17 protein-coding genes and 1 riboswitch are annotated in these 17,559 nt (G+C 40.9%); of the genes, 2 read left to right on the top strand and 15 right to left on the bottom strand.

Annotation, left to right across the window (positions count from 1 at the left end; all coding sequences use genetic code 11):
- Positions 1-17: 17 nt before the first annotated feature.
- The 7 genes from QSJ46_RS07940 to QSJ46_RS07910 form a co-directional block, all read right to left on the bottom strand.
- Positions 18-596: a genetic competence negative regulator gene (locus tag QSJ46_RS07940; RefSeq protein WP_024428080.1), complete on the bottom strand. Its 579-nt coding sequence runs from the start codon at positions 594-596 to the stop codon at positions 18-20.
- 165 nt (positions 597-761) lie between these two features.
- Positions 762-1,550 carry a metallophosphoesterase gene (locus QSJ46_RS07935; RefSeq protein ID WP_047202734.1) on the bottom strand — a complete coding sequence of 263 codons (789 nt, stop codon included), beginning with the start codon at positions 1,548-1,550 and terminating at the stop codon, positions 762-764.
- 87 nt (positions 1,551-1,637) lie between these two features.
- Positions 1,638-2,093: a DUF2663 family protein gene (locus tag QSJ46_RS07930; RefSeq protein WP_047202733.1), complete on the bottom strand. Its 456-nt coding sequence runs from the start codon at positions 2,091-2,093 to the stop codon at positions 1,638-1,640.
- 64 nt (positions 2,094-2,157) lie between these two features.
- Positions 2,158-2,943, bottom strand: a complete 786-nt coding sequence (locus QSJ46_RS07925; RefSeq protein WP_285604535.1) for a LysM peptidoglycan-binding domain-containing protein — start codon at positions 2,941-2,943, stop codon at positions 2,158-2,160.
- Positions 2,888-3,529, bottom strand: coding sequence for a CPBP family intramembrane glutamic endopeptidase (locus QSJ46_RS07920; RefSeq protein WP_047202731.1), 642 nt, complete (start codon positions 3,527-3,529; stop codon positions 2,888-2,890). The genes QSJ46_RS07925 and QSJ46_RS07920 overlap by 56 nt, the downstream gene beginning before the upstream one ends.
- The gene (locus QSJ46_RS07915) at positions 3,526-5,034 is read right to left on the bottom strand and encodes a RecQ family ATP-dependent DNA helicase (RefSeq protein WP_107163411.1); all 1,509 of its coding nucleotides are present in this window, start codon (positions 5,032-5,034) and stop codon (positions 3,526-3,528) included. The genes QSJ46_RS07920 and QSJ46_RS07915 overlap by 4 nt, the downstream gene beginning before the upstream one ends.
- Positions 5,027-6,079 (bottom strand): YpbB family protein, encoded by a 1,053-nt coding sequence (locus QSJ46_RS07910; RefSeq protein ID WP_224928759.1) that lies wholly within the window; start codon positions 6,077-6,079, stop codon positions 5,027-5,029. The genes QSJ46_RS07915 and QSJ46_RS07910 overlap by 8 nt, the downstream gene beginning before the upstream one ends.
- A 267-nt stretch (positions 6,080-6,346) precedes the next feature.
- On the opposite strand from QSJ46_RS07910, the gene QSJ46_RS07905 reads away from it, so the two are divergent.
- Positions 6,347-6,595 carry a ferredoxin gene (locus QSJ46_RS07905; protein ID WP_003215700.1) on the top strand — a complete coding sequence of 83 codons (249 nt, stop codon included), beginning with the start codon at positions 6,347-6,349 and terminating at the stop codon, positions 6,593-6,595.
- 34 nt (positions 6,596-6,629) lie between these two features.
- Here the strand turns inward: QSJ46_RS07905 and QSJ46_RS07900 are convergent, their stop codons facing one another.
- On the bottom strand, positions 6,630-7,211 hold the full coding sequence (locus QSJ46_RS07900; RefSeq protein ID WP_041109656.1) for a riboflavin transporter FmnP: 582 nt from the start codon (positions 7,209-7,211) through the stop codon (positions 6,630-6,632).
- 144 nt (positions 7,212-7,355) lie between these two features.
- Positions 7,356-7,486, bottom strand: a riboswitch (FMN riboswitch).
- A gap of 287 nt (positions 7,487-7,773) precedes the next feature.
- Here QSJ46_RS07900 and serA point away from each other — a divergent pair.
- Positions 7,774-9,348 carry a phosphoglycerate dehydrogenase gene (gene serA / locus QSJ46_RS07895; RefSeq protein WP_024422834.1) on the top strand — a complete coding sequence of 525 codons (1,575 nt, stop codon included), beginning with the start codon at positions 7,774-7,776 and terminating at the stop codon, positions 9,346-9,348.
- A 199-nt stretch (positions 9,349-9,547) separates the two neighbouring features.
- Here the strand turns inward: serA and QSJ46_RS07890 are convergent, their stop codons facing one another.
- The 7 genes from QSJ46_RS07890 to resB all read right to left on the bottom strand — a co-directional run bounded on the left by QSJ46_RS07890 (position 9,548) and on the right by resB (position 17,559).
- Positions 9,548-10,195 carry a peptidoglycan DD-metalloendopeptidase family protein gene (locus tag QSJ46_RS07890; RefSeq protein ID WP_212039987.1) on the bottom strand — a complete coding sequence of 216 codons (648 nt, stop codon included), beginning with the start codon at positions 10,193-10,195 and terminating at the stop codon, positions 9,548-9,550.
- Between the two features lie 104 nt (positions 10,196-10,299).
- On the bottom strand, positions 10,300-11,409 hold the full coding sequence (locus tag QSJ46_RS07885; RefSeq protein WP_107163407.1) for a sigma X negative regulator: 1,110 nt from the start codon (positions 11,407-11,409) through the stop codon (positions 10,300-10,302).
- Positions 11,321-11,929 carry an RNA polymerase sigma factor SigX gene (sigX, locus tag QSJ46_RS07880; RefSeq protein ID WP_039179611.1) on the bottom strand — a complete coding sequence of 203 codons (609 nt, stop codon included), beginning with the start codon at positions 11,927-11,929 and terminating at the stop codon, positions 11,321-11,323. The genes QSJ46_RS07885 and sigX overlap by 89 nt, the downstream gene beginning before the upstream one ends.
- Before the next feature lie 202 nt (positions 11,930-12,131).
- Complete coding sequence (locus tag QSJ46_RS07875) at positions 12,132-13,913, bottom strand: ATP-binding protein (protein WP_047204111.1); 1,782 nt, start codon at positions 13,911-13,913, stop codon at positions 12,132-12,134.
- A complete protein-coding gene (locus QSJ46_RS07870; RefSeq protein WP_003215596.1) occupies positions 13,910-14,632 on the bottom strand; it encodes a response regulator transcription factor in 723 nt (240 codons plus the stop codon). The genes QSJ46_RS07875 and QSJ46_RS07870 overlap by 4 nt, the downstream gene beginning before the upstream one ends.
- Before the next feature lie 85 nt (positions 14,633-14,717).
- Positions 14,718-15,896 carry a c-type cytochrome biogenesis protein CcsB gene (ccsB, locus tag QSJ46_RS07865; protein WP_039179613.1) on the bottom strand — a complete coding sequence of 393 codons (1,179 nt, stop codon included), beginning with the start codon at positions 15,894-15,896 and terminating at the stop codon, positions 14,718-14,720.
- Complete coding sequence (resB, locus tag QSJ46_RS07860) at positions 15,880-17,559, bottom strand: cytochrome c biogenesis protein ResB (RefSeq protein WP_047204113.1); 1,680 nt, start codon at positions 17,557-17,559, stop codon at positions 15,880-15,882. The genes ccsB and resB overlap by 17 nt, the downstream gene beginning before the upstream one ends.

The following is a 17,559-nucleotide window of genomic DNA, read 5'->3' as shown; positions in this document are numbered from 1 at the left end:
ATAATAGAAAAAAGTGATTAAAAATACATTTGAATCGTTTTCACAGCATCTTCTTGCATGATCACTTTTCCATACTCTTTTAGCCGGTGAATGGTTAGTGTCGTAGGTGAACCAAACTCTGCTAAAATTGAAATGACTGTATCAGCAGATAGTTCTCCAACATCATCTAGGCTGAGATAATATTGACCTTCATAATGGTAAACTGTACCCCCTAAAAGTCCAATACGACTTAAACTATGGGACAGTTGAATCACATCTTCAAACGAGGCAAATTGATAGAGCACATGCTTGCTCTCGTCGAGCTTGACTTGCATCTCAATGTAATCTTCATCAAACTCATCATCAGCATCTTCCTGCTGACTCTTTGTGACAATGACGACCATCCCCTGCGCCTGAAGAGAAAATACTTCAACAGCAATCGGTCCATTCGCTTCAAAACCGAGCTCCTGATTCGCCTCGTTCATCATGTCTTTAAACAGTTGATGGACTTTGAACGAATCTTTCCAAAGGTCTTCTTTCGTAAGACCTCGGTCTGTCAGGTCATCTAGTGTGAGAAAAATTTTGATTTTATTATAATTCAGACGCTCCAGTCGCATAACGTTCCCTCCTGCCTCTTCTAAACACACATCATACTGTAGTATATGAGATGATGAGTCATAGGTTCTTAATTTTGTATTCAGTTTACACTGTGTCAAGACGGAAGACAAGCATGAAGCTATGCTTACGCTGACTTTTATGGAAAATATTGAGGGTTCCGCAAGTTAACGCGTTTTTAGAGGCATTAAATAGATCAGATGGGTTTCTGGTTCTGCTCCGAGACGCATGGGAATTTTTGTTGTTCCGTAGCCATTACTAATGAGAAAGAACGCACCTTTGACCTGGCCTGTTCTTCCTTTTTCATACGGTCCAAATTTCCCAATTCGGATCTGTCCCCCATGCGTATGACCGCTCAGGACAAGATCAATTCCTTCCTCTTCACTCATCAAATGATGTACATCTGGATTGTGTGATAAGAGAATATTGACATCTTCTTTCACAAACTCTGGCCGTATCGCTTCATAATCTGCTTTTTCAAGCCGAATATCATCAATTCCTCCGATTTTAATTCGCTGGCCTTCGAAATTCCATACAGCCGTTTCATTTTGCAAAGTCGTGACATCGTATGCATGAAGAATCTCTTTCAACCTTTGCTGGTGCAGCTCATGATCATTATTTCCCCAAACAAAATAAACCGGCGCAATTCTTGATAAACGTTTCACATTTTCTTCAATCCTTGCGTAGGGCACACCTTTTTCTGCTAAATCTCCGCCAATCATAATCACATCTGGCTCTTCCTGTCTGATTTCTGCTAATAAAGTGTCACTTATGAGACGTCTGTGTGTATCAGAAATAAAGAAAATGACAGCAGGTCGGTCTGATTGAAGTGCTTCTATTGTAAAGTAATGCTTTTTGATGTTGTTTTGTTTTGCCGTTTTCACCATTTTTGCCGTTACACACACACCTGTTGTAACAGCCGCAATGGCGGCAGTAAATCCGATGGCATATTTCATCGCAAATGGCTCCCTTACATATCTTTCTTTCATAAGACGCTTGAATGAAAAAAGACGTTTCAACTGTTAAACGTCTTTTTTTCTCATTTATTTACTTTCATAATAGAGATTAATGTCATATTGCTTCTGCATATAGTGAAAAACTGCCTCGCGCTCTTTCCACTGATTTGATTGCGGCCATAAGTCTGTGCTCTTTTGTATAATTTCACATCGAAGCCGATGATATTCATCTTCAGCCTTTTCTTCTTTTTTCTTATAGTAATAAGAAGCATAAAAAGCAAAAACCTCAGCCATGATCCAAAACAGAAATACTTCATGACCAAGCAGTGTGGCAATCATGGCTTCCGGCTGAAGCGAGCCGCCTCCCGCATTTGCCGTGATCACAAAATAAAACAAAAGAATGGCCAGCGATAGAAGGGCTGTCCATTGCCACCTTTTGCACTGCTTGGCAAAACCCTCATATTTATGCTTTCTTTTGATCAATGTTTCCATCATCTTCTGTGTTGGCTGATCCATATATCGGCTGATTGCGTGCAATGTCATCACATACACCCTGTCCCTTTTTTCTACATATGTATGTGCCTGCTTCTTCATTCATGTCAGATGATTAGTTTTCTAGTGGAATATTCAGCACTTGACCACTGTACACGCTGTTACCTTTCAAATGATTATAGGCTCTAATTTTCTCTTCACCCGAACGGTTTTTGTAATACTTCATTGAAATTCGATACAGGTTTTCCTCTGGACCAACAGTGTGCTGCACGACACGAACTGGCTTTTCTTCCTGCTTCTTTTTCTCTTCAGCTTCTTTTCGTTTTTTCTCTTCCTGTTGCTTTTGCAGGGCTAGCTGCTGCTGTTCACGCTTTTTGGCAGCTTCAGCTCGCTCCCGCTCTTTTTCTTTCACTGCTTGTTCACGCTCTTCTTTCTCTTTAGCAGCTTTTTCTTTTTTCTTCTGTTCAGCTTTTTCTTTCGATCGCTGTTTTTCTTCATCTTTCTTTTGCTTCTCATCATCAGACACATCCGCTTTATCAGCGCTTGAGTCATTTTTCGTTTCGGCAAGTGCTGACGGGACTGGGTCTGTGTCAGCACTTGATGTAGAATCAATATTATATACATCTTGATTATTATTATGGTTAATTTCCTTTGACGTGTAGTAGATCAAAAGGAAGAACACCGTGACGACGATAATAGGAAAGATAATAGCCAGTGTTGTAAACAATGGATTGCGAACCTTTTTTGTGCGCTGCTTTTTATATTCATGAAAATCTTCTCGTGTAGGAAAGTGAGAGTCATCTGAAGGCTGTACTTCTTCTTCAAAAATCTTCTCAACATCATCGTCATGGATGTTTGTCAGCTGCTCTTTCTTTCTCTTCATTCTCGACATTTCTTCCATGTTCATCCCTCCCCCTATATTTTAAACGAATTTGACAAGCAAAGACTAAGTCAATGACAAAATGGGTCATGACAGGAACAAATAAATTCCCCGTCCACTCGTATAAAAGTCCTAAAAAAATACTAATGGAAACCACAAGGATAAACAAGAGTATTTTTGATAAGTAGCGAAAGTGAAGGAGTGCAAATACGATACTAGCAATCTCCAATCCAAATTGCTGCTGGACGATCCCTCGGAATAGAATTTCCTCTGAAAAGGCGATGAGCAGTGTTAACCAAACAATATGCGGGATGCTGCGGTTTTTGAACATTTTTTCATTTAATCCGCCATCATCATACATATGAGCAGGAAACACCTTCATGACAATCGCATCCACAATGATTACAAGCACAGCGCCGCCAATTCCATAAGTCAGTATCCGCGCATCTTGAATCTCCCAAAGGGATGTGAAATCTGTCCAATGATCGAACATAAATATCCCTAGTAAAAAAGAAATAACCAGCATCAGCAGCTGCGTAAAATATAGCTGTTCTACGACTTGTCGATCGGTTAATTTTTCAATGATTCGGCGATGTTGTTCGATCAATGCTGCGCCTCTTTTGTCAGATGAAACATACGATTCAGCACTGTATTCCAGTGTTTCATTTCATTCAGCTCCAATGGTTGTTCTTTTTTTTCATAATCAGACAGGTCAAGTCCGCAAGAAGAGCAGCAATTGCCAGAGGATGCGGTCTCCGTTTGATCAAGCTGTTCGTAAAAGTATGATAACAGAGATTGTCTAAAGCAGCTATGACCTGTGATCCGCTCCTTAAATTGCCATACTTTTCTCAGTTTTTCTGTTTGTCTGTCCTGCAATTTCTCTTTCAGTTTCATCAGGAGCACACGAGGCTGTTCAGACTGATACATCCTGTAATAGTGGATCAACATTCTTGCCCGTGTCTCCTGAAGCCCTGATTCCATCAATTGTTCACGTAATTTTTTTTCATCATTTGTCTGCGTTTGTGTCAGTCTAGCTAAGAAAAAATCAATTTCTGGATCATCAAAGCCCTCGGCTTGTATTAAATGCTGTTGAATGTCCGCATCCTCTTCTGTATATAAAAGAATGCTCACACTGTTTTTCCCGTCCCGTCCTGCTCTTCCAATTTCCTGCATAAATGCTTCAATTGACTGAGGCGGGCTCATATGAATAACAAATCGTATATCTGCTTTGTCAATTCCCATTCCAAAAGCACTTGTACAACAAATGAGATCAAGCTGTCCGCTGATAAATTGCTGCTGAATAAGCATGCGGTCTCCTGCATCCATTCCGCCATGGTAATACTCTACACGCTGATGGGTTTTTTGTTTCATAAAAAGCGCCATGTCTTCAGTCATTTGCCGAGTCGGGCAATAAATCAGACCGGGGCCTTGCAGGAATTCCACAAGCTCAATGGCCCGTTTCTCTTTTGCTTCTTTCGTTTCGTGCGCTTCTTTGAGTAAAGCGATGTTTGGCCGGTTGACAGAATGAATATGAAAGTCCGGATGCTGCAATCTTAACGTTTGCACGGTATCTTTAAGTGTTTGTTTTGTTGCAGTTGCCGTAAGTGCTAAGGCGACAGGATGACCTAACGCTTCTCTCCATTCTCCCAGCTTAGAATATTCCGGACGGAAATCATGCCCCCATTCGGATATACAATGGGCTTCATCGACGACGAACAGACCAATATGCATCGATTTGAGCTGTTCTAGCAGTACCTCTGACATTAATGCCTCAGGGGCGACGAATAAAAATTTATATGATGGCAAATGCCGAATGATATGTCGTCTCTCCTGAAAAGACAATGTGCTGTTCAGTGCCGCCACTCGTTTTTCTCCGCGCATTTTCATTCGTTCTACTTGATCCTCCATAAGCGATAACAGCGGCGAAATAATGAGAACTAATCCATCTGTCATATAGCCGGGAATTTGATAGCAGATGGATTTCCCTCCGCCAGTAGGCAGCATGGCAACGGTATCCTTTTGATTTAGTACACTTTGAATAATGTCCTCTTGACCTGTTTTAAATGAGTCGTAACCAAAATATCGCATGAGCGTCTGATGAAGCTTATCCATTTGCTTTCACCATCCTTGTCAGAGCCAATCGTATTTGAAAATAAGTAAATGAATGTTCGAGTTTTTCTTTAATCAGCTTCATTTTATTTGTTTGAAGCTCCCTGGCTACTGCATGAATGGCCTGCTGCGCTTCTTCGCTCACATACGGCTCTATTGAGAAGTTCGGTTCATGTATGGAAAGCTCGACAATATGGTCTTCGATCGTTGCCTTTTTTAATGAACGAATATGCGCAATCTGATCAATATCAAAGCCTTTTTGCACAAGTTCGAGCGTTTTGTGAGTAGAGGTTGTTAGCACGCGTTTGAATTCAAGGTCACCTACGAGCTGCTGCATGACTAGTGCCTCACCTTTTTGGGCAGCATGAATAAAATAATGAAGGACATTCCAAAAAAGCAGGTACACATACCACACATCTTCTTTTAGCCACTCTGCCATTTGCTGATACGTACGCCCGATTCTTTCATTTGACGTCAATGAATAAACAAAAATCAGCGCCTCTTGATCACTTATACGGCTAAGAAGCGTTTCTAGTTCATGATGCAGCTCTTCTGAAAGTTTATTCTTCTCGTGATGCTGTTTTAAGAAGGATTTCGTCCAGCTTTGTACGGATACATCTCTTTGTATTGGGACATATTGATACGATCCAGCCATATGGTGAGAAAGCACTTGTACAAGTAAGGAGAGCCTCATCCATAGCACCTTTGCTTTATCATGATATTTTGCACCATGAAAATAAACGGGCATCGGTTTTTCTAAAAAATACTGGTTTAGCATACGCTGTCCTGCATCTGTAACAGTGAATGTCTCCCCCGTTTTTTTGATGTAGTGCTCTTCGTCAAGTTTTATAGTAGAGCGATTCAGCTGATCCCTCGTAAACCCCGGATAACAGCCGAAGTACTTTGAAAGCTGAAATAAACTGGCATCCTGTATGGTTTGTGATGATTTTTTTCCTTTAAAAAGATGGTAGACAGCACTTATGGAGCGTTCGCCGTTCAATTTATATACGCTGTCCATTAACATGACATCCAAATAATGAAGAGTCATTCGCCAAAGCACCTGTCTTCCTGACAAAATTCGAATATATTCTCCCTTTATTTTAACAGATTTCATAGAAGAAGAAATGTTTAAACTCAATTTGTGGGGGAAAGTTATGAACAAACCCTTATGTGATAAGCATTATCAATCACTTTACAGTTGAAATGTGAAATTAAAATCATTACAATAAGGTTTGAGGAAATTGTTTTTTATCGGTGAAACTAAAAAGGTTAGACCATTTGTTCCATCGAACAATCTGGGAGGTATTTTTTTAACATGGCAAAATATACAATTGTAGACAAAGACACATGTATTGCTTGCGGCGCATGCGGTGCAGCTGCTCCAGACATTTATGATTATGATGATGAAGGCATTGCATTTGTTACGCTTGATGACAACCAAGGAACTGTAGAGGTTCCAGAAGTACTTGAAGAAGATATGCTTGATGCATTTGAAGGATGTCCAACGGATTCAATCAAAGTTGCGGACGAATCTTTCGAGGGTGACCCACTTAAGCATGAATAGTATAAAAGCCCCTTATGCAGGGGCTTTTTTTATATTAACTATTTTGAAGTCGGCGTTTATTTTCAAACCATGGACGCATTTTCACAAAAATGAGGCTAAACACGATGGTAATGATGATGCCTTTAATAAAGTTAAATGGTAAGATCCCTGCTGTAATAGTCGTCTTGAGCGCATGATCGGATAGTTCTGGCGCGTTTAAGAACCATGTGTAAGCTGGCAGGAATAAGAAGTAATTTAAAATGCTCATCATCACAGTCATAAGCAATGTACCCGCGATCATAGACCATGCCATCCCTTTTGCTGATTTGATTTTTTTGAACATAAAGGCGACTGGCAAGATAAATAATGTACCTGCAATGAAGTTCGCGACTTGCCCAACTGGAACGCCGGACATACTGCCTTGAATGAGGTAATGCAGTACATTTTTTAATGCCTCAACAGCAATTCCTGCACCCGGTCCATAAATTAAAATTGCGATAATCGCCGGGATATCACTGAAATCAATTTTCAAATACGCTGGAAGACCCGGGAAAGGGAAATCCAATAAAATTAATACAAACGAAATACTGCTGAGCATACTGGTAACGACTAAACGCTTTACTTTACTTTGATTCAATATTCTCTCTCCTTTTCGATCAAATCTTTCGAAAAGAGGATTGTTCCATTTTAGCCACAAAAAAACCGCCCTTGAAAACAGGAGCGGGGAAATTGGGCTAGACAAATAAACGTGTAAACATCAATGTTTTCAACGTTTATGAACCTCCATCTTCTCCCATCCAGACTATACTGTCGGCTTCGGAATCACACCGAATCCTGCCAAAAAGGCTCGCGGGCTTAGAGACTATGCTCATCACCGCCGGTAGGGAATTACACCCTGCCCCGAAGATTGATCATTATTCAATTCGACATCATTATATATGATATATGAGCATTTGTACAGATAAAAATCCTGAGCAAATTCATCAGTTTTAAGAAATCGTAAAAAACACAAAAATTCTAATGACAAATGCGCAAAAATTGGTTATCTTTTGTTTAAAGGTGTTCATTCTTTATAAAGACACAAAGAAATGTTCGTGTTTTCTTTTTCACTTTACTGCTTTAATTTGATTGACACAGTGAAAAGGAATATGGTAAATTATCAGATATTTATGACGTTTATTTTAGGAGGAAATCTTACGATGTTTCGAGTATTAGTCTCAGATAAGATGAGCAATGATGGTCTTCTACCACTTTTAGAGTCAGATTTTGTTGAAATTGTCCAAAAAAATGTAGCAGAAGCAGAAGATGAATTACACACGTTTGATGCCTTACTTGTCAGAAGTGCCACGAAAGTAACGAAAGAGCTTTATGAAAAAATGACTTCATTAAAAATTGTCGGCCGTGCCGGTGTGGGAGTAGACAATATTGACATTGATGAAGCAACCAAGCATGGCGTCATTGTGATCAATGCACCAAACGGTAATACGATCTCGACAGCTGAGCATACGTTCGCCATGATTTCATCACTTATGCGTCATATTCCGCAAGCCAATATTTCTGTCAAATCAAAAGAATGGAACAGAGGTGCATATGTTGGTGCTGAGCTTTACGGAAAATCTCTTGGGATTGTCGGCTTAGGCAGAATCGGAAGTGAAATCGCCCAGCGTGCAAGAGCGTTTGGCATGACAGTCAACGTGTTTGACCCATTTCTCACAAAGGAACGTGCAGAAAAAATTGGCGTCAATGCGAAATCACTCGATGAAGTACTCGAAGTATCAGATATTATTACTGTACATACGCCATTAACAAAAGAAACAAGAGGACTTCTCAATAAAGAAACGATTGCAAAAACGAAAAAAGGTGTTCGCCTTGTAAACTGTGCACGCGGCGGCATTATTGACGAAGCTGACCTTCTTGAGGCACTTGAAAGCGGCCATGTCGCAGGAGCTGCGCTCGATGTATTCGAGGTAGAACCTCCAACTGATAATCCGCTTGTGGATCATCCACACGTCATTGCAACTCCGCATCTTGGTGCCTCTACAAAAGAAGCACAATTAAATGTAGCAGCGCAAGTATCTGAAGAAGTCCTTCAATTTGCCAAAGGCCTTCCTGTCATGTCATCTATTAATCTACCAGCGATGACAAAAGACGAATTTAAAAAGATTCAGCCTTATCATCAGTTTGCAGGAAAACTTGGACGTCTTGTCTCTCAATCAATGAGAGAACCTGTAAAAGAAGTAGGCATTTCTTATGAAGGCTCTATTTCAAAACTCGAAACATCCTTTATCACAAAAAGTCTCCTCTCAGGCTTTTTAAAAGAGCGCGTTGATTCGACTGTGAATGAAGTAAATGCTGGAATGGTCGCAAAAGAACGCGGCATTAGCTTTAGTGAGAAAATTTCTTCCAGCGAATCTGGTTACGAAAACAGTATTTCTATTGAAGTCAAAGGTGATCTTTCAACCTTTACTCTAAAAGCGACTTACATCCCGCATCTAGGGGAACGCGTTGTTTCTATTAATGGATTTAATATTGATTTTTATCCAGATGGACACCTTGTCTACATCCAGCATACAGATGCACCTGGTGTGATTGGAAAGGTTGGACAGATTTTAGGCGACCACGATGTCAACATCGCAACAATGCAGGTAGGACGTAAAGAAAAAGGCGGCGAAGCCATTATGATGCTTTCTTTCGATAAGCATCTAGAGGATGAAATTGTGAAAAAATTAACGGAAGTACAGGATATTCTTTCTGTCCGCCTGATTGACCTTTAAAAAACAGTGATAAAGGGCTAAAATGATCTTGATTTTAGCCCTTTGTCTTCTTTTCAGCGTGATAGAAAACCTTTGCAGCCCTAGGAAGGGCGAGCACCGGAACGGAGCGAATTTGACATTCGTGAGTACCGGCGCGCAGACCTGCGGGCGAATGCGAGGGTTTGTCTACTCGCTGAAACCTCATGCTTTTGCATGAGGTTTATTTTTTTGAAACCATTAAACGGTCTCCTGTTCGAATGAGGTGACTGGTCAACTCATTGATCTTTTTCAATTGTTCCACAGTCATTTCATGCGCCTTTGCTATTGACCAAAGAGTGTCCCCTTTTTTAATGACATATGTATTTGTTTCATGTCCATTTACATGAAGAGCTGGCTCTTTGAAACGTTCCACTGCAATCATTTTGAGCGGATCTATCGCATCCTCTTTGCTGACTGACCAATTGCCACGATGTACCTCAAAATGTAAATGAGTGCCTCTAGAGGCTCCTGTGTTGCCAATGATGCCAATCGGCTCTCCCGCTTGTACTTGGTCACCCTTTTTGACAAAACGGTCGTGTAAATGAGCATAGACGGTTTCGTATCCGTTTGGATGCTGAATAAACACAACCTCTCCATATGTAGCCGATACATACGAACGCGTGACCACACCTTCACTTGCAGCAAAAATGGATTCTCCTTCTGGCGCAGCTATATCTAATCCCTTATGCGAGCCGCCCCTTGTCCCAAACAAGTCAGTGACTTCTCCTTTCACTGGCTCCACCCATTCGTTTGTCTGCTGCGCATGGGCAAATGGTGCTAAGATGAAGAACAAAAAACAGCTTGCACCTATGAAGCAATACCTTTTCATCAGTGACTCCCCTTCTTTGAGGTTCTTTTCATGACAGCTTAGTATACAGCAAGAAGGCCATTTTCTATACATAAAAAAAGAACGCAATGACTTGCTTGCGTCCTTTAACGATCTTTGATGACAACTGGATTCGGCAGAGCCGGTACCTCTATTGGTTCGTTTAATTCATATGGTCCTACTTGATCTGTTCCTACATTTTGAATGGTGACATCTGTAAAACCAAAATCTTTCGCTGTGAGCAGCAGACCTTCAATGAGTAGAATATGATCAATTGAGTCCGATAATTTCGCTGATGCTCCAAACGTGATGGTCACATGCTTACCTTTTGATGTCACTTCTTTAATGGATTCTTCTTTAATTAATGGTTCGAGCCCAGAATCACTCGTCCGTTTCATGGCCTCTACCGCCTCTTCATAAGAAGAATAATGCGTTTTTGAGGGCACCAAAAAAGTCCCGCTCTTATTTTCTAATACGTAATAAGCTTGCTTTGTTTGTTTATCAATCGATACCCTGCCGATGCTTCCACTTGCCCCTAATTGAAGCTGAGAGCCTTTGACAGATTTGACTTCCACTTGCTTATACCTGCTCCATTTCAGCGTTTCTTTTACCATATCTTTAAACCGATTGGCTTCCTTTATCGTATCAAGGGACAAATCATTTTTTAACTGAAAGACAAGTGTATTCCCTTTTTCACGAAGGTCCACCATCTCAAGATAAGATTGAAGTGGCTTTGTCATTTCAGGCAGCTGCACCTGTTCATATGTGTTCATCATTTCCTGCAAATGGTCATGTTCATTTTCTTTTTCAATACTAATAGGAACCACTTGAGATGTTGATTCATCTATGTATGCAACCGTCATATATTTTTGCTTGTCTTCATGAGAAACAACGTGCGCGGTACCATTTGCCTGTTTCACCGGCTCTAATGTGGCATTCACCTGTCCTTTGTCAGCACTTGATTCCATTTTCATCTGTTGATGCTGTTCTTGAGCAGCACGCTGAAATAAATGAGGAGAAATTAAAAACGCCATAAATAAAACCACAACGGTTGCCACCGCTGGACCGATCCATCTGACACTTTTCTTTTTCTTCCCGCTTGCCATCAGCATCTGCTGGTATATCTGCTTAGATGAACGGTTGTCCTCCACTTTTGGAAGCTGACTTAGTAACACCTTGATTCGTTCTTCGCTCCAATCGGACCTGTTCGTTTTCATTCACTAGCTCCTCCTTCAAAAGCTCCATATGTTTTCGGAGCACTTTCAGGCCTCGGTGCTGCGTTGTTTTGACTTTGCTTTCCGAGAACTTTAGCGCCTTTGCCGTCTCCATGATTGAGTAGCCCTGGATAAACCTTAAAATGATGACAGCTCTTTGATCAATCGTACAGTGATCAAGTGCGGCATAAATTTCTTTTGTATTTTCATCCTGTACAGCTAGTTCGTCTGGGAGCAAGTCTGGGTCTTTTACATCCTGCTTATCCCAATCAAACGTGCCGAGCACCCGTTGTCTAATGGTTTGCTGTTTGCGAAACCAGTCAATCGCCACATGCCTTGCAATTGAAAACAGCCATGTTTTCTCGCTGCTTCTTCCTTCAAAAGTTTTATATGAGTGAAGTACCCGAATGTAAACCTCCTGCACGAGATCCTCTGCCTGATTTTTATCTTTAACCATATAAAATAAAAACTGGTACAAATCTTGATGGTACGAATCATATATTTTTTGAAAGGTTTCATGCATAGGAAACCCCTCCGTTCACTTATTTTTGTCGAGTGACTCTTATAAAACGTTACATTACAACTTTATGACAAATATATTACAAGTTCGACAATTTGGAAAGGGCTTTTTGTTTAACTTCTCCTTAAAAATTTCAAAATAGAAAAAACACTTCATTTTCTTGCGAAAAGAAGTGTTTCTCATGTAACAAGATTCTTCGTCAAGATTAGACGAGTTCCTGCTTTTTTCTCGGAATATAGAAGGTGAAGTGTGTACCTGCACCCGTTTTGCTGTGAGCATGTATAGAGCCTTGATGCGCTTCGACGATGTTCTTCACAATCGCAAGGCCAAGCCCAGTACCAGAACGTCCTCTTGTTCTTGCTTTATCAGCTTTATAGAAGCGCTCGAAAATAAAGGGCAGATCCTCTTCTGGAATTCCGCTTCCCGAATCTTTCACATCCATTTTCAGCCCGTTTTCCACCGATTGAACCGAAAAGTGAACCTCTCCGCCCTCTGGTGTATGACGAATGGCATTATCAATGAGATTCGTAAACACTTGCTCAATCTTATCTGGATCGAATACAAAGTACGGTTCATCCACTTGAATATTATACGTAAGATCGATTTGTTTTTCTTTCGCAATCCCTAGAAACTTGCGGTAGATCTTCTCAGTCAGCTCTTCCGTATCTGTTGATTCAAGATTCAGTGTAATATGACCTGCTTCCATTCTCGCTAGATCTAGAAGATCATTTACAAGACGTCCCATTCGAAGTGATTCATCGTAGATAATTTGCGCAATCTCTTTCTTTTCCTCTTCTGATCCTGCAATATCATCTACAATCGCCTCACTGTACCCTTGCAGCATGGCAATTGGTGTACGAAGTTCATGACTGACATTGGCTATGAAGTCTTTTCTCAGCTTATCAAGTCTTCGTTCCTCCGTCATATCACGAAGGACTGCAACTGCTCCTCTGACATCCTGCTGATTATAAAGCGGAGACATGAGAAGAACCCACGTACGCCCTTGCAGCGTAACTTCGATCATTTGCTCCTTTTCTGTGCTGACAGCTGTATGAAATAGCTCGCGCGCTTCTGGCGGCAGTTCATCTCCATCTTTGATCTTCATATTTTGCTCATAATACCACGCCTGCAAAAATCGTTCTGCAGGAGGATTGGTCATCAAGATCGTTCCATCAATATTGATCGTGATGACGCCATCAGCCATACTGCTTAAAATATTAGACAAATGTTCTTTTTCTTGATTTAAGGCGGTGATATGGAATTTAAGCTGCTTCCCCATTTGATTAAAGGCGATCGCCAGTTCTCCAATTTCATCTTGCGTTAAAATAGGAATCTTTGTATCAAATTTCCCCTTCGCCAAATCTTGTGCACCCTCTCTCATCTTTCTAAGAGGATAGGTGACACGTGTTGACAAGAAGAAAGCGAATATAGTGGTCAGTACAATCGCAATTCCAGCGGCTAAGAAGATGTATCGCGTCGTATGTTTCGTTGTTTGTTCTACAGCGAGGAGTGACTGAGAAAGAAAGACCATGCCTTTTTTTCCGTTCGCCTCATATGGAACACCGACTACAATTCGTTCATCTTTTTGATTGCCTGCATCAGGTTCTGCACGTTTACTGATTTTTTTACGATCTTTCAGTGCTTGATTTAAATCGCTGTCCGCTTCAATTTGTTTCTTTGTAATCGCAGGAAGCTTCCCGTCTTTTTCAGACGAATACCACTCTAGCCCGTCCTCTTGGATGATCGCAATACTCGTCAATTTGTCAGCGAGTTCTGATGTTATCGATCTTGCAAGCGATTGATCCTCATGGCTTTCTAAAATGACCGCTACTTTGTTCGCCATTTGTGTTAAATCAGATTTTGCTTCTTCTACATGATAATTCTCAATGAACTCTAAAAGAAGCACAGTTAAAATAGATAAAACGATCAGGACGAGGAAAAGAATGGTTAACCATAGCTTTCCTACAACACTTTTCCACAGTTTCATTCAGCGCCGACCTCAAATTTGTACCCGACACCCCATACAGTTACGATTTTTTTCGCTGCTTCTGGTGACACTTTATTCAGTTTTTCACGAAGTCGTTTGACATGGGTATCGACTGTTCGTAAGTCTCCAAAGAACTCATATTGCCATACTTCTTTTAACAGTTTTTCTCTGTCATAAACTTTATCTGGTGTTTTTGCAAGGAAATATAAAAGCTCATATTCCTTCGGCGTGAGGCTGACTTCTTTGCCATCAGCCGTCACCCTATGGGCATCATGGTCAATAGAAAGATGAGAAAACACAAGAACATCTTTTGTTGTTGTCCCAGTATTAAGATAAGACGTTTGAGACGATCTTCTGAGCAATGCCTTCACACGTAAAACAACTTCACGCGGGCTGAAAGGTTTGACGATATAGTCATCCGTTCCTGCCTCAAATCCTTGAACGCGGTTGGCCTCTTCTCCTTTTGCCGTCAGCATAATGATTGGAGTCGCTTTTTTGTCTCGAATTTGATTACACACTTCGATTCCATCTGTACCAGGCATCATTAAATCGAGCAAAATGAGGTCGTAATCGGTTTGAAGCCCTTTTTGAATCGCCTCATCTCCATTTTCCGCTTCATCGATTTCATAATTTTCACGTTCTAAATACATTTTTAAAAGGCGGCGAATTCTTGCCTCATCATCTACGACTAATATTTTCGTTTGAGTTGTGTGTTCCATTAGACAGTCCTCCTGCTTTCTCCGTTGTTACATTCATTTTAACAAAAAGCCGAATTGAATCATAAAAGTTGGCTTTTCCTTGTGATTATGCGTAGGAATGAAGCCCCGCAATGACAAGATTGACAAAGATGAGATTAAACATAATAATGGCGAAGCCGATCACAGCAAGCCAAGCGGACTTTTCACCATGCCAGCCTCGCGACAAGCGAAGATGAAGATAGGCTGCATAAAAGAGAAACGTAATCAATGCCCATACTTCCTTCGGGTCCCAGCCCCAAAACCTAGTCCATGCTATTTGCGCCCAGATCATGGCAAAGATCAGCCCGCCTAATGCAAATACAGGGAAACCAATCGAAACAGCCCGATACCCAATTTCATCGACTAAATCTAGGTTCACCTGTTTCACTAGCGGTTGAAGCAGTGCGCTCAGTCGTTTGCGAATGATCAATCGAATGAGTCCGTATATAATCAGCCCTACGCTAAATGACCATAACACTGTATTGACCTTTCTGCCTGAAAAAACAGGCGGCAGCTCAACAAACGGCTCCAAACGATCTTCCGTCACAAGCTCCCCTTTATGAGGTCCGACAAGAGCTGGTAGCTCATAGACCATCACACTTTTTTCTTTATTTTTATCGATCCAATTAAATGTCGCTTCATATCCTGTCATTCTAAAGATAGACGTGACAGCGATAAATGCAAGTGTCACCACAATCATAAACATGACAAGCTCTAAACCAAACGTCTTCTTTCCTGGCTTTGTTTGATCCACATGCTTTAATAGAAAGATGACGCCTGCCACAAAGCTGATGGCTAAAATGGCTTGACCAAGTGCTGCTGTTGTCACGTGAATATAAAGCCAATTACTTTGAAGTGAAGGGATCAGTGGTGAAATATCTGATGGGAACATACTTGCATAGGCAATAATCAATAAAGCGATTGGAAGTGTGAATAAACCAAGTACAGACACTTGATACACAAAATATAAAATGATGAATGCAAGCACCAGCATCATGCCAAAAGCCGTAGTGAACTCAAACAAATTACTGACTGGTGCATGACCAGATGCAATCCATCTTGAAATAAAATAGCCCAACTGGCTCAAAAAACCGATGATAGTAAGCGTAATGCCAATGAGTGCCGCCTTATTCCTTCGCGGTCCATCTTCTTTCTTTTTTCCTTTAATGGCACCACCAAAAAAAGGAACTGCCGCTAAATAAAATAGAAAAGCTGCAAATAACAGATTTTCACTGACTGCCGCCATCTAATCCTTCCCCCTTGCTTTTGCTGATACTTGTTGTATCAGGCAGCTCTTTTTGATCAACTGGCTGTTTGATGCCACTGCCGCTCAGTAACACGTTAAGATCGGACTTTAAGCCGAACCAGTTTTTGTTTGTATGTCCTGCCACCAATACTTTTCCATCCTTTGCCGACAGCCAGATTCTTCTATGCTGCCAATACATCCCCTGCACGACACCAATCATGAAAATGATTCCGCCTACAATAAGCACCCCTAGTGTTAAATCTTTTCTAACAGTTAACCCTGTGACGTTTTTCGTTTCAACCCGATCAAACTTCATTTTATATAGATTGTTATCAGAACCCTCTACTGTTTCTTGAATGGCGACAAAGCTTTTTTCACCTTTAGGTTTTTCAGGAGAAATCATTTCAAACACGAAAGCAGGATTATTTGGATTCCTTGTTTTCGTACTTGGTGTTCCATCATCGTCAAAATAAAAATCAGGCAGATAGCTCATCACTTTGACTTTGTAACCGCTACCAAGATCATATTCTGACTTAGGCTCCAGCAGATTAATCTTCACTGTACCGAAAGATTTTTCTGTGTCTTTACGAATCAGCTGAAAGACCATTTGATCGAGTTCATTTTGTTTAAAATCCACTTGATATAATGAGAAATTGTCAAACTTAAGCGGTTCATTCACTTTGATATCGTGTTCTGTGACCTGCTTCAGCTTGGGCTTTTCACCCAATACAACTTCTCCTTCACGTTTGTATAATACGGCATCCGTTTTATAGCTTTTCACCACTTGACCGTCGCCAGCTTTTTCAATGGCATTCTCAAACACTTCTTTTTCATTTCCAGTTTCATAACGATCAATTGAAAACGCATTATTTTTCAAGAAATATTGACCATCCGTACCTGGAATCGGTGCAGTTTCACCTTCTCTGACCCACAGCGTTTCGTCTACGTACATGCCCGGGACGAACCGGAGCATCGATCCAATGAGAAAGATGATTAATCCAATGTGATTGACGTAAGGTCCCCAGCGTGAAAAACGTCCTTTTTCGGCTAAAATATACCCATTTTCTTCTCGCACGCGGTAACGCTTTTGTTTCATTACTCTGATGATGCCTTCATATGTATGCTGATCTAATGTTTTGTCTGTCTCACTAAACAGACGCTGTCTTCTCATAAAGCCTTCTGTTTTAATGACCCCTTGGTTTTTGAGTGCTCGATAAAGAGGAATAACGCGGTCGAGACTACAAATAACAAGGGAGATTCCGATTGATGCGATAAGAGCTAAAAACCACCAAGAATTATAAAGATCATGGAATCCAAGTGTATAATACAGCTTGCCAAACGATCCATATTGCTCTTCATAATACGTGGAAGCAGATGCACCTGGCGGAATAAATCGCTCCTGCGGAAAAATCGTTCCAAGCGAAGAAGCAAGCAGTGTAATGACAATCAGCCACACACCCACTTTAACCGAAGAAAAAAAGTTCCATACTTTATCAACAATCGTTTTGTTGTATGTTTGCGAGCGTCTTGCACTGCCGTCATATCTCATATCAAGCAGCTTTGAAGAGTTCTTCTCTTTAGCCGCAATAGGATTCCCGCATGATTCACATAGAAGAGTACCGATTGGATTAATATGTCCACACTCGCACTTTACCTCTTTCAT

The organism is Bacillus sp. YKCMOAS1 (genome assembly GCF_030268125.1).
In the GTDB taxonomy this organism is placed as follows: domain Bacteria; phylum Bacillota; class Bacilli; order Bacillales; family Bacillaceae; genus Bacillus; species Bacillus safensis.
Note: the sequence above shows the minus strand (reverse complement) of the source record. Positions and strands in the feature narration are given on the sequence as shown.

What these genes read in the sequence shown, in the direction of transcription:
- QSJ46_RS07940 (WP_024428080.1), bottom strand. Translation starts at nt 596, where the DNA reads ATGCGACTGGAGCGTCTGAATTATAATAAAATCAAAATTTTTCTCACA.
- QSJ46_RS07935 (WP_047202734.1), bottom strand. Translation starts at nt 1,550, where the DNA reads ATGAAATATGCCATCGGATTTACTGCCGCCATTGCGGCTGTTACAACA.
- QSJ46_RS07930 (WP_047202733.1), bottom strand. Translation starts at nt 2,093, where the DNA reads ATGACATTGCACGCAATCAGCCGATATATGGATCAGCCAACACAGAAG.
- QSJ46_RS07925 (WP_285604535.1), bottom strand. Translation starts at nt 2,943, where the DNA reads ATGGAAGAAATGTCGAGAATGAAGAGAAAGAAAGAGCAGCTGACAAAC.
- QSJ46_RS07915 (WP_107163411.1), bottom strand. Translation starts at nt 5,034, where the DNA reads ATGGATAAGCTTCATCAGACGCTCATGCGATATTTTGGTTACGACTCA.
- QSJ46_RS07910 (WP_224928759.1), bottom strand. Translation starts at nt 6,079, where the DNA reads ATGACTCTTCATTATTTGGATGTCATGTTAATGGACAGCGTATATAAA.
- QSJ46_RS07905 (WP_003215700.1), top strand. Translation starts at nt 6,347, where the DNA reads ATGGCAAAATATACAATTGTAGACAAAGACACATGTATTGCTTGCGGC.
- serA (WP_024422834.1), top strand. Translation starts at nt 7,774, where the DNA reads ATGTTTCGAGTATTAGTCTCAGATAAGATGAGCAATGATGGTCTTCTA.
- QSJ46_RS07890 (WP_212039987.1), bottom strand. Translation starts at nt 10,195, where the DNA reads ATGAAAAGGTATTGCTTCATAGGTGCAAGCTGTTTTTTGTTCTTCATC.
- QSJ46_RS07885 (WP_107163407.1), bottom strand. Translation starts at nt 11,409, where the DNA reads ATGAAAACGAACAGGTCCGATTGGAGCGAAGAACGAATCAAGGTGTTA.
- sigX (WP_039179611.1), bottom strand. Translation starts at nt 11,929, where the DNA reads ATGCATGAAACCTTTCAAAAAATATATGATTCGTACCATCAAGATTTG.
- QSJ46_RS07875 (WP_047204111.1), bottom strand. Translation starts at nt 13,913, where the DNA reads ATGAAACTGTGGAAAAGTGTTGTAGGAAAGCTATGGTTAACCATTCTT.
- QSJ46_RS07870 (WP_003215596.1), bottom strand. Translation starts at nt 14,632, where the DNA reads ATGGAACACACAACTCAAACGAAAATATTAGTCGTAGATGATGAGGCA.
- ccsB (WP_039179613.1), bottom strand. Translation starts at nt 15,896, where the DNA reads ATGGCGGCAGTCAGTGAAAATCTGTTATTTGCAGCTTTTCTATTTTAT.
- resB (WP_047204113.1), bottom strand. Translation starts at nt 17,559, where the DNA reads ATGAAAGAGGTAAAGTGCGAGTGTGGACATATTAATCCAATCGGTACT.